Annotated in this window: 24 protein-coding genes and 1 pseudogene; 4 read left to right on the top strand and 21 right to left on the bottom strand. The window is 40.9% G+C overall.

Annotation, left to right across the window (positions count from 1 at the left end; all coding sequences use genetic code 11):
- Nucleotides 1–250: 250 nt before the first annotated feature.
- The 13 genes from PX482_RS23915 to PX482_RS23855 form a co-directional block, all read right to left on the bottom strand.
- Nucleotides 251–415: a hypothetical protein gene (locus tag PX482_RS23915; RefSeq protein WP_288096000.1), complete on the bottom strand. Its 165-nt coding sequence runs from the start codon at nt 413–415 to the stop codon at nt 251–253.
- Nucleotides 393–842, bottom strand: a complete 450-nt coding sequence (locus PX482_RS23910; protein ID WP_002760294.1) for a HEAT repeat domain-containing protein — start codon at nt 840–842, stop codon at nt 393–395. Before PX482_RS23910 ends, PX482_RS23915 begins: the two co-directional genes overlap by 23 nt.
- A 1-nt stretch (nt 843) precedes the next feature.
- On the bottom strand, nt 844–1,629 hold the full coding sequence (locus tag PX482_RS23905) for a HEAT repeat domain-containing protein (RefSeq protein WP_002760295.1): 786 nt from the start codon (nt 1,627–1,629) through the stop codon (nt 844–846).
- A gap of 41 nt (nt 1,630–1,670) precedes the next feature.
- Entirely contained in the window at nt 1,671–1,874 is a 204-nt protein-coding gene (locus PX482_RS23900) for a DUF6887 family protein (RefSeq protein ID WP_002760296.1), read from the bottom strand.
- 380 nt (nt 1,875–2,254) lie between these two features.
- Complete coding sequence (locus tag PX482_RS23895; RefSeq protein ID WP_002750215.1) at nt 2,255–2,518, bottom strand: type II toxin-antitoxin system Phd/YefM family antitoxin; 264 nt, start codon at nt 2,516–2,518, stop codon at nt 2,255–2,257.
- Nucleotides 2,519–2,650: 132 nt separating this feature from the next.
- Nucleotides 2,651–6,019 carry a HEAT repeat domain-containing protein gene (locus PX482_RS23890; RefSeq protein ID WP_288096002.1) on the bottom strand — a complete coding sequence of 1,123 codons (3,369 nt, stop codon included), beginning with the start codon at nt 6,017–6,019 and terminating at the stop codon, nt 2,651–2,653.
- 230 nt (nt 6,020–6,249) lie between these two features.
- Nucleotides 6,250–6,594 (bottom strand): hypothetical protein, encoded by a 345-nt coding sequence (locus PX482_RS23885; RefSeq protein WP_002754005.1) that lies wholly within the window; start codon nt 6,592–6,594, stop codon nt 6,250–6,252.
- A gap of 325 nt (nt 6,595–6,919) precedes the next feature.
- Entirely contained in the window at nt 6,920–7,654 is a 735-nt protein-coding gene (locus tag PX482_RS23880; protein ID WP_002760298.1) for a M15 family metallopeptidase, read from the bottom strand.
- A gap of 31 nt (nt 7,655–7,685) precedes the next feature.
- Nucleotides 7,686–9,077: an NAD-dependent malic enzyme gene (locus tag PX482_RS23875; RefSeq protein WP_288023904.1), complete on the bottom strand. Its 1,392-nt coding sequence runs from the start codon at nt 9,075–9,077 to the stop codon at nt 7,686–7,688.
- Between the two features lie 477 nt (nt 9,078–9,554).
- Nucleotides 9,555–11,708, bottom strand: coding sequence for an O-linked N-acetylglucosamine transferase, SPINDLY family protein (locus PX482_RS23870; protein WP_288123118.1), 2,154 nt, complete (start codon nt 11,706–11,708; stop codon nt 9,555–9,557).
- A 12-nt stretch (nt 11,709–11,720) separates the two neighbouring features.
- Complete coding sequence (locus tag PX482_RS23865; protein WP_288094662.1) at nt 11,721–13,880, bottom strand: O-linked N-acetylglucosamine transferase, SPINDLY family protein; 2,160 nt, start codon at nt 13,878–13,880, stop codon at nt 11,721–11,723.
- Between the two features lie 17 nt (nt 13,881–13,897).
- Nucleotides 13,898–16,048 carry an O-linked N-acetylglucosamine transferase, SPINDLY family protein gene (locus PX482_RS23860; RefSeq protein WP_079206880.1) on the bottom strand — a complete coding sequence of 717 codons (2,151 nt, stop codon included), beginning with the start codon at nt 16,046–16,048 and terminating at the stop codon, nt 13,898–13,900.
- Nucleotides 16,049–16,303: 255 nt separating this feature from the next.
- Complete coding sequence (locus tag PX482_RS23855; protein WP_353852433.1) at nt 16,304–16,639, bottom strand: c-type cytochrome; 336 nt, start codon at nt 16,637–16,639, stop codon at nt 16,304–16,306.
- A gap of 184 nt (nt 16,640–16,823) precedes the next feature.
- Here PX482_RS23855 and PX482_RS23850 point away from each other — a divergent pair, with 184 nt between their 5' ends.
- The gene (locus tag PX482_RS23850) at nt 16,824–17,885 is read left to right on the top strand and encodes a mechanosensitive ion channel family protein (protein WP_288095321.1); all 1,062 of its coding nucleotides are present in this window, start codon (nt 16,824–16,826) and stop codon (nt 17,883–17,885) included.
- Nucleotides 17,886–17,929: 44 nt separating this feature from the next.
- Here PX482_RS23850 and PX482_RS23845 read toward each other — a convergent pair whose 3' ends face one another.
- From PX482_RS23845 to PX482_RS23835, 3 genes are all read right to left on the bottom strand, one after another.
- Entirely contained in the window at nt 17,930–18,610 is a 681-nt protein-coding gene (locus PX482_RS23845) for a GerMN domain-containing protein (protein ID WP_002763596.1), read from the bottom strand.
- A 237-nt stretch (nt 18,611–18,847) separates the two neighbouring features.
- Entirely contained in the window at nt 18,848–19,663 is an 816-nt protein-coding gene (locus PX482_RS23840) for an LmeA family phospholipid-binding protein (RefSeq protein ID WP_002763593.1), read from the bottom strand.
- Nucleotides 19,664–19,670: 7 nt separating this feature from the next.
- Nucleotides 19,671–19,913 (bottom strand): hypothetical protein, encoded by a 243-nt coding sequence (locus PX482_RS23835; protein WP_002763591.1) that lies wholly within the window; start codon nt 19,911–19,913, stop codon nt 19,671–19,673.
- A 121-nt stretch (nt 19,914–20,034) separates the two neighbouring features.
- On the opposite strand from PX482_RS23835, the gene PX482_RS23830 reads away from it, so the two are divergent.
- Nucleotides 20,035–21,999: an FAD-dependent monooxygenase family protein gene (locus PX482_RS23830; RefSeq protein ID WP_288023922.1), complete on the top strand. Its 1,965-nt coding sequence runs from the start codon at nt 20,035–20,037 to the stop codon at nt 21,997–21,999.
- Between the two features lie 536 nt (nt 22,000–22,535).
- Here PX482_RS23830 and PX482_RS23825 read toward each other — a convergent pair.
- Nucleotides 22,536–23,387: an alpha/beta fold hydrolase gene (locus PX482_RS23825; RefSeq protein ID WP_288095351.1), complete on the bottom strand. Its 852-nt coding sequence runs from the start codon at nt 23,385–23,387 to the stop codon at nt 22,536–22,538.
- A gap of 231 nt (nt 23,388–23,618) precedes the next feature.
- Here PX482_RS23825 and PX482_RS23820 point away from each other — a divergent pair, with 231 nt between their 5' ends.
- A complete protein-coding gene (locus tag PX482_RS23820) occupies nt 23,619–24,071 on the top strand; it encodes a hypothetical protein (protein ID WP_061431049.1) in 453 nt (150 codons plus the stop codon).
- Nucleotides 24,072–24,099: 28 nt separating this feature from the next.
- Here the strand turns inward: PX482_RS23820 and PX482_RS23815 are convergent.
- The 4 genes and pseudogenes from PX482_RS23815 to PX482_RS23800 form a co-directional block, all read right to left on the bottom strand.
- Nucleotides 24,100–24,268 (bottom strand): annotated as a pseudogene (locus tag PX482_RS23815) (IS30 family transposase); the annotation flags it as partial.
- An 87-nt stretch (nt 24,269–24,355) separates the two neighbouring features.
- The gene (locus PX482_RS23810; protein WP_002763585.1) at nt 24,356–24,736 is read right to left on the bottom strand and encodes a type II toxin-antitoxin system VapC family toxin; all 381 of its coding nucleotides are present in this window, start codon (nt 24,734–24,736) and stop codon (nt 24,356–24,358) included.
- A gap of 44 nt (nt 24,737–24,780) precedes the next feature.
- Nucleotides 24,781–24,999 (bottom strand): hypothetical protein, encoded by a 219-nt coding sequence (locus PX482_RS23805; protein WP_223213100.1) that lies wholly within the window; start codon nt 24,997–24,999, stop codon nt 24,781–24,783.
- A gap of 138 nt (nt 25,000–25,137) precedes the next feature.
- Nucleotides 25,138–25,380: a hypothetical protein gene (locus tag PX482_RS23800; protein ID WP_002763580.1), complete on the bottom strand. Its 243-nt coding sequence runs from the start codon at nt 25,378–25,380 to the stop codon at nt 25,138–25,140.
- 156 nt (nt 25,381–25,536) lie between these two features.
- On the opposite strand from PX482_RS23800, the gene PX482_RS23795 reads away from it, so the two are divergent.
- The gene (locus PX482_RS23795; protein ID WP_002763578.1) at nt 25,537–25,764 is read left to right on the top strand and encodes a type II toxin-antitoxin system Phd/YefM family antitoxin; all 228 of its coding nucleotides are present in this window, start codon (nt 25,537–25,539) and stop codon (nt 25,762–25,764) included.
- Nucleotides 25,765–26,057 lie beyond the last annotated feature (293 nt).

Raw genomic sequence — 26,057 nt, 5'->3', positions numbered from 1 at the left:
GAGTGATTGGGGGGAAAATTTAGGGATTTTTTCCCTGAAAATTAGGTAATTGACCACCTGAAAATGGGTAAAACCCCACACCCCACACCCCACACCCCACACCCTGCCCCCACGAAAAACTTTTTCAGCAGCCCCTAATTATCATCAAAAAAGCTTGACTTATGGTTATAATTGTGCCAATTCAAAAATAAAACGCATCAGCGGCGGACTTCGGGATTTCTATCATTAAAAGATTATTAAACCTCTAGGTTTACTCACTTAAATTAGCAGTTTCTAGCCATTTTTTACCCATTTCAATGGGAATACCGAGGGGAGGACAGAGGACTTTAATTAATTCAATTCCTCCCGTGATTAAAATGCTTCTTAAGCGAGAATTTTTCTTGATTTCTGCGTCAACTTGTGCGACATGCGACAAAAGTTTGTTTTTCAATTTCGGTATTAGTGGGATAAGTTTGGGTGAGTTGGCTGATAAGTTGTTGGATTTCTTGGGCGGCTTCAGCTAAATTTTGGGGTGTGGCGTAATTATGAATAATGCCATCACCCTGTTCAATAATCTGGACGTTTTGGGGTTGAACAATGTTGTATTTAGAGCCTTGAGTATTTTCTGACATAGGTGTTTCTGAAGTTAAGTTATCTATTAAGACTATAGCATCCATAATAGAGAATTGAACAGCGAGATCATTTTCTGCTTCTAAGGCCTGACATAGGAGAGGAATTATTGATTCATCACCCATTTTTCCGAGACATTGAGCGGCTTTTATTCGCATTTGAGCATCGGAATGTTTTAGCCTTTTGGAAAAGGCTTCAATAACTAGCTGTAAATAGTCAGGCTTGAGTGCCATTTTAGGTTAAGGCATAACGAGAACCAATTTTACCGATTGCATCGGTGGCACTGAAACGAACGCTATCTTCTTCATCGGATAAGGCATTGATTAAAGCGGGAATAGCTTCTTCTAGTCCAATTTCACCTAAAGCCTCGGCTGCGTTCCTACGAACATCTTTATTAGAGTCTTCTAAAGCCTTGAGTAACTCTGCAATCGCTGCTTCCGAGCCAATTTTACCCAAAGCCTCGGCTGCGTACATACGAACATACTCATCAGAGTCTTCTAAAGCCTTGAGTAACCCCGGAATGGCTATTTCTGAGCCAATCTTACCCAAAGCCTCGGCTGCGTACATACGAACATCTTTATTAGAGTCTTCTAAAGCCTTGAGTAACCCCGGAATGGCTATTTCTGAGCCAATCTTACCCAAAGCCTCGGCTGCTTTGATACGAACATTCCAATGAGAGTCTTCTAAAGCCTTGAGTAACCCCGCAATCGCTGTTTCTGAACCAATCTTACCCAAAGCCTCGGCTGCGTACCCACAAACCTCAAAATAAGAGTCTTCTAAAGCCTTGAGTAACCCCGCAATGGCTATTTCTGAGCCAATATTACCCAAAGCCTCGGCTGCTTTCATACGAACAAACCCATCAGAGTCTTCTAAAGCCTTGAGTAACCCCGGAATGGCTGTTTCCGAGCCAATTCTCCCCAAAGATTCAGCCGCTTTAGCGCGAATTTCGGGGTGGTTATCATCTAGTTTTTTAGAGAGGGAATTAACGGCGATTTTGGTATATTCATTAATTTTAATCATATTGTTTTCTATTTGGTGATTAGTTGTTAAAAAAATTGATTTTATTTATCAATTTTTGCCCTGAGAAATTCTTCTAATTTCTTCATGTCTTCCGGACTAGGAGTCAGGGTAAATCGAGTTACACCTGGTTCAGTTCGCATTCTATCCATATAAATTCTTAAGGCTTCATCATCTTCTCGATGGGAGAGGACATATTTTCTTAATTCGGGGCGAGACATTTGGCAAAAATCAGGTTGATGATTCATCTTCAAACTCCACATTTCCTTTAGTTAATATGATAAAGCTAAGAGTTTCACCTGCTAGTATATAAATTTACTTGCGTTTTTCATCATAGCGAAATAGATGAATATCGGTGTAGAAATTAGACAGGGTTTAACACATTCTAAGGCAAGTAAGCATCTGTTCGGGGGTGGGTATCATTATTGATGGATTTTTCCTCCAATTTACCAGTTTATCCCTGTGAGAAGTATAGCATCCTACAGTCCTTGAGATTGAGTAGATGATGAGGACGAGGTTTTTGTAGTAGAATTAGGAATATTTTGACTATCCTCTCCAAAACTGGCTATCTCTGAAAAAGTAATAGGTGTATATCTGACGATTCAGCAAGAACCTATTGGTTTAGCAGTTACCAACCGAGTTGTTTTTTAGCATCTTCCCAAGTAATTCTTTGTCCTGATTGATCCTGTTGAATTGCTTCAGATAGGATTTCGGCAAACTCTTTGTCTTGTAAAATATCAAGAGTTTCCAACCAAGATTCAATTTGAGCGTAATTCAGGGCAACCATAATGGGTTGACCTTCTTTGGTAATAATAATAGGTTCGTCAGTCATTTGCTCAGACCATTCAACCAGCTTTTGTCCTGTTTCAGTAATGTTTAGATATTTAGTCATGTCAGCAATTAAAAGTTATCAACTAATGATTATAGCAGTTATCGTTCAAATGAGTTACAGAGAACAAATTGGGTATAGTCAGGAATATCACCTTTAGCCTTTATCTTTTAAAACAATCATTCTGGGATTTAGTTAAATATTTTGACTATCCTCTGCAAGTTTAGTTTCTACTGCTTCAATCATAGCTGCAAATTCCGATTGGCCGTGTAAGTTGATATCGAGATTATTCATATCTTTAAGAATGTTAGTTAGATTATCAATATTGCTCCTGATTTCATTATATAAGTTTAATGTCGCCATGATACTATTAGTTTTAGCTAAATCAATTTGTTTGTATTTTGCTTGTAGTTTTGCTTTTTCGTCTTCCCAATATTTCAGGTAGTCTATGCGCTCGAAGTCATTATAAATTCTGGCATCTGGTAAAATAATCGGGAATATTCTTTGATAAAAGTCACCATTTCTGGCAATTTCTACTAATTCAAACATACAGTTTTCTGATTTTAAGTATCTATCGCTGATGACGACGACGACACATTTCCCCTGTCCAATTTGCTGCATAAAGTTTTTGATGGAGTCTTTATAGCTGGTGTGGGTTTTATCCCGAATAATCTCAATTCCTTTAGCGGCAAAAGCTTGGACGAGTTGATTAGCCATTTCGTTGCTGTCTTCTTGCCAGTTGTAGGAGATGTAAACTTGTTGATTCATGGGTTGGGAGAGGGGGTGATAGTATTTAAGTTTGTTTTGAATTGTGTCTAGTGCTTCTCTAGCTTGAGAGAGAGTATCGCCATTATTTAATGTGACAAAATCAGGATTTTTCAGGCATTTGATAAGTTCAGTCATCGCTGTTTCTGAGCTAATTTTACCCAAAGCCTCGGCTGCCTGCGAACGAACATACTTATTAGAGTCTTTTAAAGCCTTGAGTAACCCCGGAATGGCTGTTTCTGAACCAATCTTACCCAAAGCCGCGGCTGCCTCCCTACGAACATCGCTATTAGAGTCTTCTAAAGCCTTGAGTAACCCCGCAATGGCTGTTTCTGAACCAATCTTACCCAAAGCCTCGACTGCCTTCCAACGAACAGAAAAATAAGAGTCTTTTAAAGCCTTGAGTAACCCCGCAATGGCTGTTTCTGAACCAATTTTACCCAAAGCCTCAGCTGCCTTCTTACGAACATCCTTATTAGAGTCTTCTAAAGCCTTGAGTAATCCCAGAATCGCTGTTTCTGAGCCAATATTACCCAAAGCCTCGGCTGCGTTCCAACGAACATACCAATCAGAGTGTTCTAAAGCCTTGAGTAACCCCGGAATGGCTGTTTCTGAGCCAATCTTACCCAAAGCCTCGGCTGCGTTCCTACGAACATACTGATTAGAGTGTTCTAAAGCCTTGAGTAACCCCGCAATGGCTGTTTCTGTGCCAATATTACCCAAAACCCAGACTGCGTTCCCACGAACATCCTCATCAGAGTCTTCTAAAGCCTTGAGTAACACCGGAATGGCTGTTTCTGAGCTAATCTTAGCCAAACCCGCGGCTGCCTTCCAACGAACATACCCATCAGAGTCTTCTAAAGCCTTGAGTAACACCGGAATTCCTTCTTCTGAGCCAATCTTACCCAAAGCGAAGGCTGCACTCCTACGAGCATTCCTATCAGAGTTTTCTAAAGCCTTGAGTGACCGAGGAATTGCTGTTTCTGAGCCAATTTTACCCAAAGCGAAGGCTGCCTTCCCACGAACATCTTTATCAGAGTGTTCTAAAACCTTGAATAACCCCGCAATGGCTGTTTCTGAGCCAATTTTACACAAAGCCACGACTGCGTTGCTACGAACATCTTTATCAGAGTCTTCTAAAGCCTTGAGTAACCCCGCAATGGCTGTTTCTGAACCAATCTTACCCAAAGCCTCGACTGCCTTCCAACGAACAGAAAAATAAGAGTCTTTTAAAGCCTTGAGTAATCCCGCAATGGCTGTTTCTGTGCCAATCTTACCCAAAGCCTCGACTGCGTTCCCACGAACATCCTCATCAGAGTCTTTTAAAGCTTGGTTTAACTGATTAACAACTTGATTAGACTTTGTTAATCCCAATAACTCCACCTTAAACCGTTTCGGCACATCCAACCCAAGCACTAACCCCACTGTCTGCTTTTGAAACTTAAAGTTGACTTCTCCTGCTAACCTCGCTCCTAATTTTAAATCAATCTCTAACCCTAATTTAACCACCCGTTTTGCTTGGGTTTCATTATCCAATAACCCTAACAGCAACGCCATAGGTTCTGTCCATTTGAGATAATTCAAATAGTCCCACTGTAACTGCTCATCACTGAGATGGGGTAACTTTTTCTTTAATTCCTCAGCCGTGTAATATTCTTGAATCAGTTGGTGGCGAAAAGCAATTTTATCATTACCTTCTAGGTGAATTAGATGATATTTCAATAAATCTTCTAGCCATTCCAAAGCAGTATTATCAGGATAAGAAATTTTGCCCTGTAAAAACTCTATTAATATCTCCTCTGCTTGATTCTTAGAAATAGATAACTTTATCTCCGTTGGGTTTTCACCAGTTGTCATCGTCCACGCCAAATGTTGCAGTAGTCGATTTTGCCAGAGATGCAAATCCTCTGAAATTTTAACTCCTTTGCGTATGTCAATTTCTTTTGTAAAATCTCGGAAAACTAAGCCCAAATTAGCAGGAATTTTGTTCTGATTATTATCAAAAACTGAACAAAGCATCCACAAAAGTAGGGGAGTCTGGCCAAATTCCTTGAGACGATTTCCCAACTGTTTAAGCATTTCTTCGCCTTTTTCAGGCAAATAGGTCTTGACAAAATCCCGCATCTGTCGTCCAGTCAGGGGGAGCATTTCCAGCTTTTTTTCAATATCTAAGTCGTCGATGCCTAAATCCCTTGTGGTGAAAATCATCGAAATTTCTGCATACTGCTGGCGAAAGTTTTTTAAATTCTGTCGTGCAGTATCTGAGGGCAATTCATTGATACCATCAAATAATAATAATGGTCTAAAATTCTGATTTTCTAACAGCCAACTTTCTAGGGTATTACTATCAATAATTAATTTATGGCGTTTCAGGAATTGTAAAATTAAATCAAGAATTGAGGTTTCATACAAGCGTAATTCGATGAGAATGGGAATTTGAATGATTTTAGCTTGATTTTGTTGATTTAGGCGCAAGCTTTGGGCTTCTACGGATTCTTCTAATAATAATCTGGCTAAAGCGGTCGATTTTCCTGAACCGGGACGACCTTTTAAAAGAACGTGATTAGTCGCATATTCGCGTAAAAGTTTTAAAACTTTTTCGGGTTTTTCTGGTCTTTCTGCTCTTTCTTGTGGGTTTTGTGGTTCTTTTTCAATCGTCTGCACCTGCAAATCCATTAAAGGTGCAGTTTTCGACGGGCGTGTTTTTCTCTCTACGTCCGTGAGGGTGTAAAATGTCTCCCACTGGGCGTACTTTTCCGAGTCCGAGATTGATTTGAGATAGGGAGTCCAGTCAATCATTGATGCTGTCAAGTATTTAAATTACCTGTTGAGACGAGGAAAAAGGCAACCCCCCAACCCCTAGCAGGGGTAGGGTTGATTCATGAATCAACCCTACTATGAATCAACCCTACCTTGCTTATTTTTAATTGTAGGCTAAGAAGATTTGGTCATGACTTACAAGATAGAATCGGAGTTTCTGCATCCCTCTCTCCTGTCAGACCGGGAAAACCCCATCCGAATATAAACACTCACGCTGCCGTCGTACCTTGTTCCAAGCACTTTAGCGTATATCTGGCACGAGTTTTAAGAATTGTTAATTGATCTGTTTTTGCCAACAACTCATCTAACTCAGCTACTTCATCAGCGCAGAGTAAAGATTCTGCATTTCTCGTCACTAAATCATCTAAACGGGTTTGCTCTACGAGGGACAATTGACAACTTGCCAGCGCTTTTAATTCATCCACACTCAAACCAATCAAACAATCTTCATCGAGTCCTAATGAATTGGCAAATCGAGAATAGGTGTTCCAGTCTAATAAAACCCCAACTCGTTCCCCTTGCTCATTTGTTAAGTATTCTACCGGCTTGGACATATTAGAAACACTCACAATACAATATAATCCTATTTTAGTAATTAATTCCAGAAAATGCCATCGATCGCCGATAAGGTTATCCTATTTTTGTTTTCCTAATTGTTAGATTTTCTAAAAAGTTGAAAAAGTACGGGCGAAGCATTCGGATAGAAAATCTCTGGTTTCAGCGATAGGTTATTGTCCGAATGCTGGACGCAATTGCCGATAAGGTTATCTTATTTTTGTTTTCCTAATTGTTGGCTTTTCTAAAAAGTTGGTGCGTTACGGCAATATTTAGACCTTGATTTTTTCCCTAAAAACAATGGATGCCTAACGCACCCTACGTTTATTTTTGTTTTCCTAATTGTTGGGCCTTATAAAAAGTTTCTAAACTGTGACTATCCCCGACAAAACGCCAGTGCCAGGGTTCATAATTAATACCCTGGAGATTATTTTCAGGGAAAGATAACTCGAAACTATACTGGGCAGCGTTATTTTGCAACCAACGAAAAGCGGCAGTATTAGCAAAACTGCTACTTAAATTCGTTGCGGGAGCGCGACCATCGCCAATATCGATCGCATAACCGGTATGATGTTCGCTGTAACCCGGAGGTGCGCTCACTTCTGCTCGTTTGCGGGTTTGCTGATTGCGTTGTTCTTTAACTTCAAAAAAGAGCTTGTCTTGGGTTGCTTTCGATCGAAATGCGGAAATCGGCATTAAAATCACCCCCGACCTTCTCGCGTCACTCTGCATCTGGATAAAAGCTTTGGCTGCTGCTTTCCTTAAACGCATAGCACCATCCCCAGTAATAGGGGCTAATTCCGTCTCTGGAGCCTCTTCATAGGGTAAATGACCTAGAATGTTCTCAATGGGGCTAGGAGTGGCTTTAATCAGGGGGGAGGGGTTAATAACCTGTTTTTTTACGGTAGCAGGGGGACGATTCAAGACTGCTAGGGCAATTAGGCCGGTTCCCACCAGAGCGAGTAAACCGCTTGCGATCGCTATTAGACCATTAGGATTAGTAGTTTTTGTGTACTGGTTGTCCCGCAAAGCTTCGGGAATATCATCGATCGGTTTCACGGTTTACTTACCCTCCTCCAAGATAATTACATTATTCCCCGGCCACTCCATCTTGACGAGCAGCGTGTTGAACGGCGGCGGCCACAGCCGTAACTACACGACTATCAAAAACCGAGGGAATAATATTCTCTCGATCGAGATTAGCAGGAGTGATCAAAGAAGCGATCGCTTTGGCCGCTTCCAGATACATATTATCGGTGATTGCCCTAGCGCGACAGTCCAAGGCCCCGCGAAATAATCCGGGGAAAGCGAGAACATTATTAATCTGATTGGGATAATCGCTGCGTCCGGTAGCCACCACGGCCACTAAATCATTGATTAATTCCGGTTGAATTTCGGGAATCGGATTAGCCATGGCAAACACGATCGCATCTTTAGCCATTCCCTTGACCATTTCGGGAGTCAATACCCCCGGTGCGCTCACCCCCAAGAAGACATCAGCGCCTTTAAGAGCATCCCCTAGCTTACCACTGGCGGCCACGGCCCAAGCTTGTTTTTCTGGGGTTAAATCGTCCCGGTTTTGGGAGAGGATACCAAGGGAATCACAGAGGGTTATATCTGTGGCTCCTGCGGTTTTAAAGAGAGTAGCGATGGCGATTCCCGCCGCACCTGCACCATTAATGACGATTTTGACTGTATCAAGCGATTTTTTGACCAATTTGAGGGCATTAATTAGGGCAGCCAGGGAAACGATCGCTGTACCGTGTTGATCATCGTGGAAAACGGGAATATTTAATTCCGCTCGCAGACGTTTCTCGATTTCAAAACAGCGTGGAGCGCCGATATCCTCTAGGTTAATACCCCCAAAAACCGGAGCGATTCTTTTGACGGTTGCGATGATTTCTTCGGGGTCTTGGGTGGCTAAACAGATGGGAAAAGCGTCAATTCCGGCGAATTCCTTGAATAACATTGCCTTCCCTTCCATTACTGGTAGGGCAGCCTCTGGCCCGAGATTTCCTAATCCTAATACCGCGCTACCATCGGTCACTACAGCGACGGTGTTGCCCTTGATGGTCAATGAGTACACTTGTTCGGGGTCGTGGGCGATAGCGGTGCAGATGCGACCAACTCCGGGGGTGTAGGCCATGGCCAGGTCATCTTGGGAGGTGAGGGGAATACGACTCTCAATGGAGATTTTACCCCGACGATGGAGATCGAAGGTGCGATCGGAAACTTTCAGGAGTTTAACATCCGGTAGAGCTTTAACCGCGGCGATAATCTGTTCCGCTTGGTCGGTACTAGCGGCATCAACCATCACCTCGCGGGTGCTAATCTTTAAATTGCGTTCGATCAGAGAAATTTGCCCTAAATTCCCCCCGACATCGGCGATCGCATTGAGGACAGAAGCGAAGGTTCCCGCTTGATTGGGGATTTCTATCTTGAGACTTAAACTATAGCTAGGATTGGGCGTTAAATGAACCATGCTGAAGGCTTCCAATACTGATAAATATTGATTATCTTCTATCTGTGAAGGACTTTGGTATCTAATCGCGCAGTTTCTTTAGCTATTAGGGTTTCTCTGGGCCTAACACCAGGGGAGCGGGGTGTGGGGTGTGGGGAGAAGGTAGGAAGGCTGCATCTCACATTTGCAAAAATACCGACAATCAGCAATTATCAGTCACTCTCAAATGCGTACAAAAGTATTAACAACTACCTGTAAGCAGCCCACCGAAAAACTAATGCGCTCCGGGGTTTGGGGGCGGCGCCACGCCCCCAACGGGGGGTTTGGGTAGGGTTGATTCATGAATCAACCCTACTATGAATCAACCCTAGGGGTTTGGGGGGTAGAACCCCCCAAAAGCTTGGATTGAGCGATAAAATCGGAAGTAAAGCCCAATTTTAAAAGAGAGTTTTCCCTTAAAAATCCCAACTTAGTAGATTGACAAAAATGAGATGCACCCTAAATATTCCACATTTGTTGATAAGCAGTTTCTAAATCTCTGGTAAATTGTTTGGCATTCCAGAGGGGAGATGTATGACGAGATTGACGTAATTGATAACGAATTTCTTCCCTTAAATTTTCATCTAATCCTAACTTAATTCCCCACTGCACATATTCCTCATCACTCCAAGCTATACCCTGACTAATGCCGGCATTTTTCATAAAAGTATAGCTATTGCGGGCTGCAAATTGTTCACCAACCCTAGTGACTAAAGGAATCCCCATCCAGAGGGTTTCTAGGGTTGTGGTAGCACCACTATAGGGATAGGTATCGAGAACTATATCAGCAATTACTAGATTAGCGCGATGGGTTTCCTCATTGAAATCATTGGGCAAAAATCTTAATCTATCTTGACTAATTCCCAATTCGTCGGCACTTTTGAGAAATAATTCTCGAATGGTTTCTTTGTCGGCAAAACCTTTGATTAAAAGATAGCTATTAGGAACCTGTTGGAGAATCTGCAATTGCAGAAAAATCATGTTTAAGGTGCGTTTTAATCCCGATTGCACGGTCAGATAAATAATAGCATCATCGGGAATATTTAAATCAGTTCTTCTCCTAGTGGGAACACCCACTTCAAAACCATCCACGGATAAATAAGAGTTAGGAAGTCGGATGATTTTTTCTGAATAAATTTCTTCAGCATTTTCGGGTAAAACGTAGTTATCGGCAATAAAATAATCAATAGCAGGGATTCCCGACGCATCTAATCCTAACCAGGTTACTTGTATCGGTGCTGGTTTTAAAGCCATTACTAGATAAGTTGTATTATTGGTTAAGCTATCAATATCCACTAAAATATCTAATTTGTCTTGACGAATTTGGGCAGTTATTTGTTCAATTTTTGCTGGCAAGTTATAGCTATAATCTGAGTTATTTTTAAACCATTTTTCAGTAATTTCGTCTGCTGCTTGGTTGACAAAATAGGTGTAAATTTCAAATTTATCTCGATTATGATAGTGAAATAACCAGCGACTTAACCAACCCACAGAATGACGACGGAGAGTATGGGCAATATAACCAATTTTTATTTTTCTTGCTGGAGATTTTGGAGAAGAAACAGGAGCAATGTAGTTGTAGCGGGTTCTTACATCTGCTTGAAAAATTTCTGCTAGTTTACTTTGTAAATAGCGATTAATTTTCGGATTATCTTGATAGTAGGGAAGACAGATAGTAACTCCTAAAATAGAGTCGATAATAAAGGGACGTGCATTAAATTGTTTGGCATTAATTTGTCCCTCGATTAGTTGTATTAATTCATCGATAAATTTAGGTAAATTTCCCCAGTCTCCCTTAGCTTGTAAAATACCAATCACTAGAGAAATTCCCAAGAGCTTTTCAGTAGTTGTCTGGCAATTTTTATAAAAATTTTCGGCAATTTCTAGAGATTTTTTATAGTCAACAGTGGTGGTTTTATAAAGATTAAACAAACTATTTTGTAAGTATAAATCCTCTGGTAGAAAGCGCAAACAAAGTTCTACTAAATTAATGGCAAATACACTTTGTTTTTGTTGATAAGCATAATTGACAATTGCTGAGATAACCTTGGCCGCAATTATTTCTGGATTATTGATATGTAAGGCTGCTAATTCTAAAAAGTGGATGGTATCAGTACAGGGGTAGATTAAAACTTTTTCCGTCACTCGCAGCAGTAAATCAAGATTAATTGCTGCTGTAGCTGTATTCTCTAACAGTTCAAATACACACCAATCATTGCACTTTTCCATAGCAAAATTTTGGAATTGTATTTCTAATTCCATCAGATGCAGGAGATTATTTAAAAAACTAGGATTAAGGTTTTGTAGATGCAATCGAATTAGATAGCTTGTCTCTAGTCTTTGGGAATTTTCTTGTCTGGTTGCCTCTGCATCTAAGATTTGAGTTAAAGTTTCTATCCACCCCGATAATTCTGATTCGGCTGCTTGACTCAACACCAGTAACCAAGTAGCTTGTGCGTCTTCTTCTCTATCTTGTAAAAGATAGGCTAATCCTAGATAAAAATAATCCTCAATGACCGAAGAATTGTTTTCAGTTAATTGTTCATAAAACTGCACCACCAGTTGATAATTGTTGTCGTTTAAATGGGTTTGTATGTCTTGATGCCATTGCATAGTTTTTATCCGCTAAGATTGACAATAAATATTCCACATTTGTTGATAAGCAGTTTCTAAGTCTCTAGTAAATTGTTTGGCATTCCAGAGGGGAGATGTATGACGAGACTTTCGGAGTTTCCAACGGACTTCTTCTCTTAAATTTCTATCCAATCCTAACTTAATTCCCCACTGCACATATTCCTCATCACTCCAAGCTATACCCTCAGTTATTCCCGCATTCATCATTAAAGTATAACCGTTGCGTGATGACCATTGTTGCCCCACCTTAACCACCAGAGGAATTCCCATCCAGAGGGTTTCTAAGGTGGTTGTACCACCATTAAAGGGATAGGTGTCCAAAACCACATCAGCGATGGCTAAATTTGCCCTGTAGGTTTCCGTCTGATAGAGAGGAAGCATCTTAATTCGATTAGTTTCTACCCCAACTTCTGCGGCAATTTGACAGAATAAATCCCAGAGGGAATTATCATCAGCAACTCCTTGAATCAGGAAATAACTATTAGGTACGGATTTGAGGATTTGCATTTGTAAGCGAATCATCGCCGGATTACGCTTAATTGCCGTTTGAGAGCTTAGGTAAATAACCGCATCGTTATTAATACCTAAATCTTCTCTTCGCAGGGTAGGAACGGCTATTTCAAAACCATCCACAGCGACAAAAGCATCAGGTAAACGCCAGATTTTTTCCTGATAATATTCTTGGGCATTTTCTGGTAGTACATAAGGATCCGCTAAAAGATAATCTACTGCGGGTAAACCGGAACCATCAAAACCTAACCAGTTAACTTGAATAGGAGCAGGTTTTAAGGCAATAACTTGGACAACCATTGGTCCAGTACCACTATCTAAATCCACAAGAATATCGATGTTATCTTCTTTAATTTTGCGATAGGTTGCTAAGGAATCAGCAGTAGCATGATAGATTTTATCTGCGGGATTAGAAAACCATTGTTTAGTTATTTCATCCACAGGTTGACTCACCATATAAAGGTGAATATCAAACTGCTCACGATTGTGATAATTAATAGTCCAACGACTCAAAAATCCTACAGGATGACGTTTTAAGTTTTGGGCAATGTAACCAATTTTCAGTTTTTTATTGGGATTATCTTCTCTAGGTTTTTCAAAACTTTCCTGTTTAAAACCCAGCATTCCTTTGTAGGTTTCTTGGAAAAAACTGCCAATCTGACTTAAAAGCGGTCGATTCTCTTTCGGGTTATCTTCATAGTAAGAAATCGGATTCATAACTGTTAGTAAGGCTTCCCGAACTAAGGGATGTATGTCTTGGGGTTTTTCTTCTAAAAATTTTTTAATTAAGTGTTTATACTCTTGACAAATACTAGGAATGTCATTCCATTTTGAGGCTCGTAAAGAACCATTAAAGAGAAGAGATTGACTAAACATTTTTAAATCAATTGTTTGGCTTTTATCTTTAAATTCTTTGATAAACTTTATCGCTTTTTGGTAGTTAGGGACAGAGACATAAAACCAAAATAAATTAGCTACTAAGTACAAATTTTCGGGATAAAGGGGAAGAAAAGCTTCCGCTAAGTCAACGGAATAAATAGGTTGATATTTCTCAAAAGCAAAGTGTCGGGTGACAGTGATGACGTGATTAAGTAATTCTAGAGAATTGTCAAGATAGGGTAAACTTAACCGAACTAATTCTATGGTATATTCATGAGCATAAGGTATGACGGCAATTACTACCCGTTCCAATAATTGAGAGTTAACTGAACCCTGAGTAATTAATTCTAGTATTTGCCATTCTTGCAGTTGTTGAGGATGAAATCTATTTAATTTAATTTCAACGAGAGTTAAATGCAGTAGATTATCGAGATAACTGGGATTAATTTCCTGTAGATGTTTACGAATTAACCAACTAATTTCTAGATTTTCTAACTCTAATTGTCGGTTAGCTTCGGCAGCTAAAATATTGCTTAATTCTAGCAGCCATGACTCGGTTTCCTGTTCCTCTCCTTGAGTGAAAACCAATAACCAAGTAGCTTGTGCTTCTTCTTCTTTTGCCTGCAAAAGATAGGCTAATCCTAAATACCAATAATGACTAATTTCTAGGGGTTCTTTTTCTATCAGTTCTTCGTAAAACTGACTAACAATATCGTATTGATTGTTTTCTAAAGCGGTTTTAACTTCATTGTGCCAAGACATAATTTAATTCTCCCTAATTAACTTTCACAATAGATTTGCCACATTTGACGATAGGCGCTTTCCACATTTTTAGTAAACTGACGTGCATTCCAAAGCGGGGAAGTTTGTCTAGATTCATCTAATTTAGCGATAACTTTGCGTCTCAGGTTTTCATCCTTACCTAACTTAATCCCCCAGTCGATATACTCTTCATCACTCCAAGCTATACCCTCACTAATTCCCGCATTAACCATTAAAGTATAACTATTTCTCGATGACCATTGTTGACCAACTTTTGTAACTAAAGGAATCCCCATCCACAGCACATCTAAAGTCGTCATTCCTCCCGTAAAAGGATAGGTATCTAAAACCACATCAGCTATTCTTAAATTTGCTCGATAAATTCCTGTGGGATAGAGGGGGAAGATTTTTAATCTCTCATAATTAATTCCTTCTTCCTCGGCAACTTTGAAAAATAATTTTTCTACTGATTTAGCATCACTTAACCCTTGAATACTCAAATAACTATTAGGAACTGCCTTTAAAATTTGTAGCTGAAGTCGAATAGTTTCAGGGTTACGTTTAACCCCCGTTTGTGCGGTTAAGTAATTAATTGCATCCTCTGGAATCCCTAAATCATCCCTTCGGAGAGAAGGGGAAGCAACCTCGACACCATCCACACAAATATAGGAATTAGGTAAGCGCCAAATTTTTTCTCGGTAATATTCCTGTGCATCTGCTGGTAAAACGTAATTATCAGCAAGATAGTAATCAATTGCAGGAATTCCTGACGCATCAAAACCTAACCAAGTCACTTGTATTGGTGCGGGTTTTAGTGCCATGACTTGACAAGTTGCTTCATTAGTGATGCCGTCTAAATCTACCAAAATATCAATATTATCCTGACTAATTTTTTCAGCAATCAGTAGAGGCTTAATCGGTAAATTATAGCAAGCATTTACCCGATTTTTAAAATCATTTTCAGTAATAAAATCTTCTTTTTGAGATACTAGGTATAAAGAGACATGAAACTGGTTATAGTCATGATACTTCATTAACCATCTAGAGATTAATCCTATAGAATGATTACCTAAAGTATTGGCAATATAGCCAATTTTAAGAACTTTATTGGCATCTTTAATAGTCGATTTTTGCAGAGAATGACGGTTATAATTATTGCGAACATATTCCTGAAAAAGTTGACCAACACAATTATTAATGTAACGGTTTTTTCTTGGGTTATCTTCTAGGTAAACTAGAGGGGATACAATTGATAGGCATGGTCCATCCAATAATCTTGGACATTCTCGATTAGTGATACTTTTTTGCAAGGATTCTGCATATTCTTCAATATCTGCCTTAATATCGACCCAATTACCACTAAATAATTTGACATAAAGAGCAATAAAATCAGCTACAGCTTGAGAAGGCAACCCTTGACAACTTGTTTTTAATTGATTAGCTACTTGGATAGCATCGGCAAAATCTCGATTATCAAAATAACATTGATAAAGTTCAGCTAACAGATAAATTTGCTCTGGTTCCACTGCTAAACAAGCATTAATAATATCAATAGCCAATGGTTTATTATTCATGGTTAGAGAAGTTACTTTAGCTTCTACTACTTTGATGAAAGTTTGTCGCTGACAGTTAGATTGAAATATTGCCTCTAAGTAAGGGACAGTTTCTGGTATCTGATAATCGAGAAATTTTTCTAAAACTTCTGCTAATAAACTTAACTCGATACTCTGGCAATCATTTGTTTTTAACACATCGACAAATAACCAAGTTTTTAACTGCTCTTTTTCAAAATAATTCAAATTAATTGCTAATAAAATAAACCGCAGTAAATTATCAACATTATCGGGACTAATCTCGCGAATATGTCCTCGAATTAACCAACTGGTTTCTAAATTGCCTAACTCTAATTGTCTTCGCGCTTCCCCATCCAAAATATTGACTAAATCTGCTGTCCACGCAGTCATTTCCCCTTCATCCCCTTGACTGAGGACGAATAACCAAGTAGTTTGTGCTTCTTCTTCCCTAGCTTCTAAAAGATAGGCTAATCCTAAATACCAATAATGACTAATTTCTAGGGGTTCTCTTTCTATCAGTTCTTCGTAAAACTGGCTAACTTGCCAGAAATCCCCTTGGATAATTGCCGGTTCAACTTGGGAATGCCAAGACATAAGTATTTATCGTTAAGTGTCTCTACTAGCGTACCCAAATAGAAGCAAAATTTTTCTATATAAGTAAAATTTATCAGTCGCTCAGGGGTTGGGTTTTGGGGTGGTCACTGCGTGCGCGTTGCGGGGGGTGTTAGGGTGTTAGGGTTTTGGGGTTTTAGGGTTTTAGGGTTTTAGGGTTTTAGGGTTTTAGTTGAAATTCCCCATTCCCCCATTCCCCACTTCCCCACTTCCCCACACCCCACACCCTCTTTCAAGTCAGTTTTTTGAAATATTTTCTAAATAAACCAATAAATCGGCCATAGCTTGAGTATCGGGCTTAAATTTGGGCATTGGCGGGGTTTTACCGCTAATTACCTGTTCAATCAGACTAATTCTCGATTTGCGATGGGAAACGTCCTCTAAACTCGGTCCGACGATGCCATCAGCAAACTGACCGTGACAAGCAGCACAGTTAATTTGAAAGATTTCGTAACCGCGACTGACATTACCTTGTAGGGATAACACCTCTTTAATGTAGGGATCCGACATCTTAGCCAGATGAAAGGTGATTAAATAGGTGCTAATCAAGAACAAAACCACGATTATAACCATTAAGAATCGATAAAGCCCGAATTTTGGTTTAAATAACTGACTATTCACGAAGGCCGCCGAAGGAAAGGTGAGTTTCTCTTTACATTTTGCAACTTTTTGCCCCAAAATTCCACCGCTCCTGCTAGAGATAGGCAAATGGAGAATAATATAAGACAAAACTGCATCTTTTTCTAACCCTCTAGCAATGAACCTATTAACCAGACTGGAAGATTGGCCCTATATTATCTTACCTATCACCATCATCCTCAGTTTCCTGCTGTTGGGATGGCTCGTAGAACAGCGCGTTGTCAGTCAACTTTTATCGATTGCCAGAGAAAAAAACCTGCGTTTCTCGGAAGGGGTTTTACGTTCCCTTCGTGGATTAAGCATACTTTGGTTCGGACTTTTGGGTTTAAATATTGCCCTCTCCCTTCCCAATCTTCCCCTCTTTCCCTCCCTCATTCTCCTGAGCCAAAAATTGCTGCTAGTGGCTTTTTTAGCTTCGGCTACTTGGGTTGTTGCTCAATTATCCGTGGAAATATTACGAGTTTATACCACGGGAGATGATGGCATTTCTTCCCTAACTTCCCTATTTGAATTTCTCGCCAAAGTTCTGATTTTTAGCTGCGGTTTTTTGCTGATTTTAAGCTCGATTGGCATTTCGATAACTCCCATGCTTACTGCCTTGGGTATTGGGGGTGTTTCCCTCGGTTTAGCTCTCCAAAATACCCTAGCTAATTTAATGTCAGGGATTAATATTATCACTTCCAAAAAAGTTAGACCGGGAGATTATATTGAACTGAGAACGGGAGAAGCTGGTTATGTGCGAGATGTGGATTTAAGATGCACAGTCATCGAAGAAATTACCAATAATCTTTTGGTTATTCCCAATGCTCAGATCATTTCTTCTAGTTTCCGTAACTATAGTTTACCAGATCACTCCCTCCTGGTTCCCGTGGAAGTGGGCATTAGTTACGATAGTGACTTAGAAAAAGTCGAAAAAGTTACCCTAGAAGTCATGCAAGAAATCGCCCAGTTATTGCAACCTAACCTCGGTGACTATCAACCCTTTATTCGTTATCATAAATTCGATTACTATAGCATTGTGCTGACGGTTTATCTCAAGGTGATAGAAGAAGAATTTTTTCAACATCTCACCATTAAACACGAATTTATTAAACTCCTACACCGACGCTATCAGCAAGAAGGAATTAAACTTCCCTATCCAATTCTTTTTCCCTATCCCCCCAGTAATCCCCCTAGTTAACCTCAATTTGCTATCGCAACAAACAATTGAAATGCGCGGAAAACTTACAATTGATAATTCTCCTCAAAAAACTTACGAGTCATCGGTTGGGCAACTTCAATACCGTGGCCTTCTCCTAATAATTCTAGGGGTTTTCCTTCCACTTGAATCCAGACTTTGGCATTGGGATCCTCGGTAGTAGTAGTATAGATGATTTGTGCCAAACGACCGATTAACATATCAGAACCATCATCATTGCCAAACTCCCGCGAGAGATTAATCTTAATTCCCGTTTTATCTACTTTTAAATCCAGTAATTTAGTACCGGGGGGAATAGTAGTCATGTCCTGAGGATTACTTGGACCAGCTAATAGAATCTTCAATACTGCTGTTAACTCTCGGTCGTCGCTATCCGCTTTTTGAACGGTAATTTCTTGGGTGACTAATTGATTACCCGTATCGGTCACTTTTAACCAATAAACCTGTCGAGTTTCCCTAACAGGAATAGCTGCAGGAGTTGCTGTTGGACTTGTCTCCACTGGACCGGGAGAAACCGGTTCAACAATTGGTGATTGACTTATCGGCGCTGGAGTGGGAGATTCAATCGGGTTTTCGCTGGTTTTCTGGGAGGAAGATAGGTGATGGACGGCAAACCAAGCAGTGGCCCCACCAGCAGTAAATAAAGCGAGGCCGATACCAATTATCCAAGGCAAAGAGATTTTATCACTAGAGCGAGAACTAGGCATAATTCAGTTATTAGTTATCAGTTATCAGTTATCAGTTTTAAGTTATCAGTTATCAGTTTTAAGTTTTAAGTTTTAAGTGAGCAGTTATCAGTTTTAAGTGAGCAGTCGAACGCTTTTATTCTCCCCCCGCAACGCGCACGAAGTGGTCTCCCCACTTCCCCACTTCCCCACCACCCCACTTCATAATTGATAATTCATAATTCCCACTTCCGATCTCCTGTTTTCCGACCGTTAAATTTAATTGGGGTTCCCCGATCGAGGCTTGATGCTGCCAAAGGCGGCTATACTCAGCTTATCATCGTCGATCTGCAATTGGAGAAGGCGGGCGATAATTCCTTGTTTCTCGAAGTTTTTTAAATCTAACTGGGTGGATATACCCTCGGCAAACCCCTTGAGAAGGCGCGAGGAGATGCGACGACCATTAAGAGTGGCTGTGGGGTCAATAAGCTCGATTTTTCGCCCCTGCACTAGCTTAAATCCCACTTCTAAGCTCAGATTGAGGGTGGCTGCTGGTTCGTCTGGCCGTTGTGTCTCTAGCTGCAGGCTGAGGGTGACTCGATTATTATTAAGAAAATTAAAATTTGCTTGACTAAGTTTATATTTTGTACTGCTCGATTCTTCCCTAGAGGGAATCAGATTATTAATCAGGGTCTGAATTTGTTCTTTGACCGCTGCCGATTGTAAAGCTTGATTAACATTAGTTTCCGTGAGGACAAGATGCAATGCTCCCGCAGCCGGTCGGCGCAGTGCGGCGGCTAAACTGCTGTTTTTTTGCTGTAATTGCCGCAAATCGAGGCTAATTGGCTCAGTTTCTAGCTCGATCTTCTCAATGCGAACATCAGCAAGGGGATAAATTCCCCGTGCAGAAATGCGAACTCGATCGATTTTGCCTTGCAGAGCCTGATAATTGGGAGTATTATCGACCCTGACGGCTAATTGTTCCACTTTTTGGACTTGGGAGCGAAGGGTATGGGCTAAAACCGTATCAATAATTGCCCCTGCGGGAGTTAACAGGGTCAAAACACTAGCGAGAGTGATTGTTAGCCATTCCATCGCTCAATTACACCCATCCAGCTAAATTTTGCCAAGCATTAGTCAAAAGCTGACTTAACCAACGTCGTTGCACTTGATCTAAAATCGGGTCTTCTGCGAGAATTTCTTCAGTCAGATCATCGAGAGATTGACCCTGAGCGCGGGCCATTCTGATAATTCCCGCAATCACGGCAGCGATCATCTCCTCGTCCACGGGGCGCTGTCGGAGGGCGGCAATTTCTTCGGGGGTAGTCGGGATGGGATAATTCATAATCAGATGGTCCTGGCTGTGTATTAATCTAGGTATGTAAAGTTTTTTAAACTTTTTTCAGAAAACTTTTTGTGTAGTCTAGCGTAATCAGACGATTTTTAGGTGTAATAGCTAAATCAAGATGAGAGAGATACTTTACAGAGAAATTCCGACTCCCGACTCGATCGCCGTTTGTCAGTGGTTACAATCCGATTGGCAACCTGCAAGCGGTGTCAAGACAAATACACCTAACGGGGTGAGATTGCGCTTATCGGAGGCGATCGAATTATCGATTTTTGTCTGGACGCTGCAACGGACTACTTATTTAAAAGTTTTCCGCTGGGGTGAGCGATCGCATGATCAAGAAACATCCCTGACTCGGCAGCTCGATCGAGCTTTACAAAAGCGTTTTCCGCCGCAGTTTAGCACGATACCAAACATCGATCAAAAAAATCACTCAATTTTTACAGATTTAGAAGCGGACTATCCCCTAACGGTTCACTACTTCCGCAAAATGCCCCAAGGAGAGGCAGACTTAGAACGTTTGTATTGGTGGGAAAAACGTTGGCGCGACAGTGCCAAAAATCCCCAACAACCGCAGCCAGTAATTTTCTCTAGTAGTGAGGAAAATGATCATCCCATCACCTACGACTTAATTTATATTGGTGGTGCCTTGGGGGCAATTCATGCGGCACAGATGGCCAAATTAGGTTATCGAGTCCTCTTAGTAGAAAGACTACCTTTCGGACGGATGAATCGGGAATGGAATATCTCTCGATCGGAGTTTCAAAGTTTAATTAATTTAGGCTTATTTACTGCCGAAGAATTCGAGGAATTAATCTTCCAAGAATACATCGATGGCTTTAATAAGTTTTTTGATGGCAATAATCCACCCCATCTGAAGGCGGAGATTCTCCATACTCCCACGGTTTTAAATATCGCCATTAATTCCGATAAATTGCTGCAATCCTGCGGTAAAAAAATACAGGATTATGGCGGTAAAATTCTCGATCAAACCGAATTTATTAAGGCTGATATTACTGCTAATAGTGTTACTGTCACCCTTAATCATGGTGGAGAAATTCAACAGATAAAAGGTCGTTTATTGATTGATGCTATGGGTTCCGCTTCTGCCATTGCCTGGCAATTAAACGGAGTGCGTGCCTTTGATAGTGTCTGTCCGACGGTGGGGGCAGTAGTAGAAGGATTCGATCCGGTGGTGTGGGATTCTCACTATGGCGATGTCTTAAATTCCCATGGCGATATTTCTAAAGGTAGGCAATTAATTTGGGAATTATTTCCGGGGGAAGGAAGAGAATTAACTTTCTATCTATTTCACTATCATCAAGTCCATCCCGATAACCCCGGTTCTCTGTTGGAAATGTACGAAGATTTCTTTACTATTTTACCCGAATATCGACAGTGTGACCCAGAAAAATTAACTTGGAAAAAACCCACCTTTGGTTATATACCGGGGCATTTTAGCACAGGGAAAAAAGATCGAATTGTCTCCTTTGATCGCATTTTAGCCATCGGTGATGCCGCCTCCCTGCAATCACCCTTAATTTTTACTGGGTTCGGTTCTTTGGTGCGTAATTTAGAGCGCTTAACCCATCTTTTGGATCTGGCCTTGAAACACGATTTACTAACAGCTAAAGACCTAGAAAACGTGCGGGCCTATCAAAGTAATGTGGCGGTAACTTGGTTATTTTCTAAAGGAATGATGGTTCCCACGGGAAAAACCTTACCACCCCAAAGAATTAACGCCATGTTAAACACATTTTTCGGTTTATTGGCCGACGAACCGCCGGAGATTTCCGAAACTTTTATTAAGGATAAAACCGATTGGTTGACCTTTAGCCGTTTAGCAATTAAAGCGGCCAGAAAAAACCCCGCTTTACTGTTATGGATAGCAGAAATGGCTGGCAGTCAGGATTTAATTCGTTGGTTGGGTTCCTATCTCGATTTTAGCCTTGATGGAGTCAAAAATCTGCTTTTCGGTCCCTGGGTTTCCCAATGGTTAAAAAACTCCCAAAGCTGGCTAGAAAAAGACAATCCTCGCCTCTGGTTAAAGTTATTGAGTTTTAATTATGGCCTAAGACATTAAGTAGGGTCTGCTGAAAAAGTAGGGGCGAAGCATTCGGGCATAACCTATCGCTGAAACCGTAGATTTCCTATCCGAAATGCTTCGCCCCGAAGATGCAAGGTTTTGAACCACGATTCTCTCAAAATCTTGCACCTGTGGGAGCGAAACAGGCATCTAAAACCCTTACCTCGTCTATATTTCACATTTATTCAGCCAACCCTAAGTAGGAGACTCCCAGACAGCTATCGGGGATCAGATTTGAGTTTTTACACTAAATCCAGTTATTAAAGACTGATTATTTATTTCCACTTTTGCCTTTTGCATGAGTGCCTTTTGCCTGTCTTCATAAGTAGCCTATACTCAACGGATTTAGAACGTAGGTTGGGTTGAAGCATGAAACCCAACGCCCGCATGGGTTACGCTACCGCTAACCCATCCTACAAATAATTGTGCCTACCTACTTAAGTAGCCTATACTCAACGGATTTAGTATTAGTTCACTGTTTGTGGAGTTAAGAAACTGTTGGAAAAGTTCAAGAATGCGCTTACCTAAAGGTTCTAACTGCGATGCTGATGTAAAATAGCCATCATCTTTTGGGCCACCGCTGCTGTTTGTTCCAGCATAGCAAAATGACCACAATCGGATAACTCAATGACGTTGCTGCCAGTTTCAAACAAAGGATGAAAACTGGCCAGATGGTTAACGTACTTAACTTCCATAATCTTATCCTCTTTCCCCGCCAGAAAATAGACCGGTTGCGGGAGACGGGAGACAATCTGGGGTAAAAGATGAACTTCGCTGATAGTGGTGGTTTCCAAAAGTGACCCTAGGGCCGCTTGGTAATCGGCCCGGACAAAATCAATCACGCGCTGTTTGCCCCATTTTTTACCTAGGGTTTGCTTGACCATCATCCGCGAGAATAAAACATCAATAAAGGGAACACGGGGCAACCAAGGCGGTCTTCTCTGTAAAATCTGTCTTCCGGCTTCCCGAAATCGCTCAAATTCCTCCTTTAGATAGATGCCACCGCCGGCATTCATACAGATTACCCCTTTAATCCTTTCAGGACAGCTATCCGCGGCCCACAAAGCAACACTACCACCGAGGGAATGACCAACTAACCAAGCAGCATCGAGGTTTAAGCGGTTAAGAAGGGTAATAACGTCTTGGGAGTAGGATTCAAGGTTATAACTGCTAGGAGGACTGTTAGAGGTGATTTTTTGGGAGTCGCCAAAGCCCCGGAGATCATAGACTAGACAGGGATAATCCGGGGAGAGAATATCTACCAAAGGCTGCCAGTAGTGACGACTCAGCAGCCAACCGTGTATAAAGACTAAAACCGGTTTATCCGCTCGGGGCGAAAATAACTCGTAACTGTGGGATACTCCCGATATGTCGATGGTAGGCATATAATCAATCTCAACCTAAATTAAACCGTTGATAGGGGTTACTAGGGAAACTTCTAGAGAAAAAAAGGTGTATTTAGCCTTGTTTATAGAGCAAAATCGGGGAAGCTTAGGATCTTCCCCCGATAGCTGATCACTCACTGCTATAGACAATTTCAAAAGCTTCTACTCAAGTATAAAACACTGGAGATACTTCCCTAAAATAGGATGAAAACCTTAGACTAGGATTCATCTATGAAATGCGATCGCTTTTTAACTCTTTCCCTCGTCTTCAGTCTGGGATTAGCTTTTCCCCCCTCTCTACCCGCTCAAAATCCCCCCGCTACCACCTTTCAACCCGGTCCTTGGCAGCCTGTTGCTAGGGTGAATACGAGTCGTCCCGTGGAGATTAAAATCATCAATCAAACCGATATTGACCTCAATTATGACCTATCGGCCAATATTAATTCCTCTCCCCAATTATTATCTCCAGGTACGGAGACAAACCTAAGAGGTTTGGTAATTCCAGCATATATTCTGATTAATCGGGCTAATGCCGCCGCAGATCCCTATTCTTCTAGTTTAATCTATGCCGTAGAGGTCAATGATGATAATTTAGTCACGATTACTGTCACCAAAGTTCCGGGGAGTACCCCCGGTTATACCACCTTTAACATCAATCAACAGGGTGCTATTTATATTTACTAGCTCTAGCTTAAGCTGTTATGGAGCCACCTCGATTGTTAATTAAGTTTAGGGTTCTTTCTACCTCCTTTGGCTTCAGGATTTTAAAATTCGTCTTCTTGGGCAAGAATTGTCTTAAGAGTCCCTTATTATGCTCGTTTAATCCCCCTCTCCCAAGAATGATAAGGAGTAGCAAAAAAAAAATCTGCCCCGATTTTCTGAGGGGGCATCTCAGTTTTGCAGAAATACTGAAAACAGGATATAAAGGAAGAAGAAATTGATCAACAGAGGCAAGGACAATGACCAGATTAAATGATGCTGACCGAGAAAAAATCGGAATCGAAGGTTAAAATTCGTTTGATTTTTAAATTCTCAGCCGTTACGACTAAAGTCGCATCAGCTAAATCCATTGGGCGATCTTTATATTTTTCCATCAGTGACAGTAATCGAGGATAATCTTTTTCTTCGATCGAGGCTAACCGTACCATTTTCTTCAATAGCAATTTACCGAGTTGAGCTTGCATCGACCATCCCCCACGTTGCAAGCAGAGATACATGGATTCGGTAAAACAAGCCCAAGTTGTTATTAGATAAGAGGACTCATTCTCGATCAAAATTTTAACTGCTTGATGTCGTGGCTGAGATTTATCTACCGAACAGAATAAAGGGGCAGTATCGCACAGGATCATAGGATCAATCCCTGTTGTTTATATTTATCCATCAAAAGATTTTCCTAGTCCTTTTCACTAATTTCAGAGGCGGTCAATTCCATTTCTTCAACTTCTTGAAACCATTTAGCCCATTTTTCTTTTAAGTCCTCTCTTCGGTACGCTTCAATTTCTTCGGCGATCTCTTCTTCGGTAATATCCTGAACGCCGGGTAAGGATTGAGTTTTATCGAAGAGTTCTTTAACTTTTTTGCTTAAAGCCTGACGGTTTTGTTTGTCCGCCAAATTTAACAAAGCGTCTTTCAATAAATCTTCAACGCTATTATATTTCCCTGTCGCTAATTGAGAGTTAATTAATTGTTCTAATTCGGGAGATAAGGTAATATTTATGGTAAAATATGCTCCTTTGTAATTCGGTCGATATTATGATGGTTCGTGAACGATTTCATCGATAAACTCTTCTTTTTCTTCTTCCGTCATGGTATTCCAATCATAGCCGCGTTCTTTGGCTACGATTCGAGCTTTGTCAATGGCGTAATTAGACAAGGATTCCCATCGATCCGACTGACTGAGGATGAGAATTTTATAAACTTCCCGTTGCTGTGCTTCGGGGAGTTGTTTGAATAAGTCGATAACTTGTTCGTTGCTTAAGGTTAAGTTCGGCATAGGTCAATTCTAGACACCAGCATGATTAATCAGTTTAACACCGGTCCTTAATGGAGAAGGTTTTCGGTTCGCCTACACCTTCCGGGCTTCGATCGGTTAGAATCGAGAAATTATCGGCCTAGAAAGTCCTTTCATCTTCGCGCTTGCCGTAAAATTATGATTGTCTCTCTCCAAGAAGCTCAAGCCAAACTGCCCGAACTGATATACAATCTCAAACCCGGGGAAGAATTGTTGATTACCGATAATAATCTCCCACTAGCCAAATTAATCGGGCAAACCCCCACATCTCCCCAACGTCCGGGGCCTGGCCTATGTAAAGGAATGATTACCATCGTGGCCGATGATGAAGAACACTTACAAGACTTTGCGGAGTATCTGCATTGAAATGTCTAATCGATACCCATACTCTGCTTTGGTACACACTCAACGAATCCCCACTAAGTAGCGCCGCCCATCAACTAATTAGGGTTTGCTGAAAAAGTTTGTTGGTGGGGTTAGGAGTCAGGAGTCAGGAGTCAGGAGTCAGTAGCTGGTCATTTCAGGCTTTGTTGCCCTCTTTTTTTTGTACCAATTTATGTACTACGAGAGGGATAATGCAAGGTTTTTGAGAGTCCCAATCGGATTTTCGCAGCATGAACATCGGATTTTAACAGGTCAAAAGCCTTATTTTAAAAGGG

This window comes from Microcystis sp. M53602_WE12 (assembly GCF_030065455.1).
Taxonomy (GTDB): Bacteria; Cyanobacteriota; Cyanobacteriia; order Cyanobacteriales; family Microcystaceae; genus Microcystis; species Microcystis aeruginosa.
This window is presented reverse-complemented; position numbering and strand designations above follow the sequence as displayed.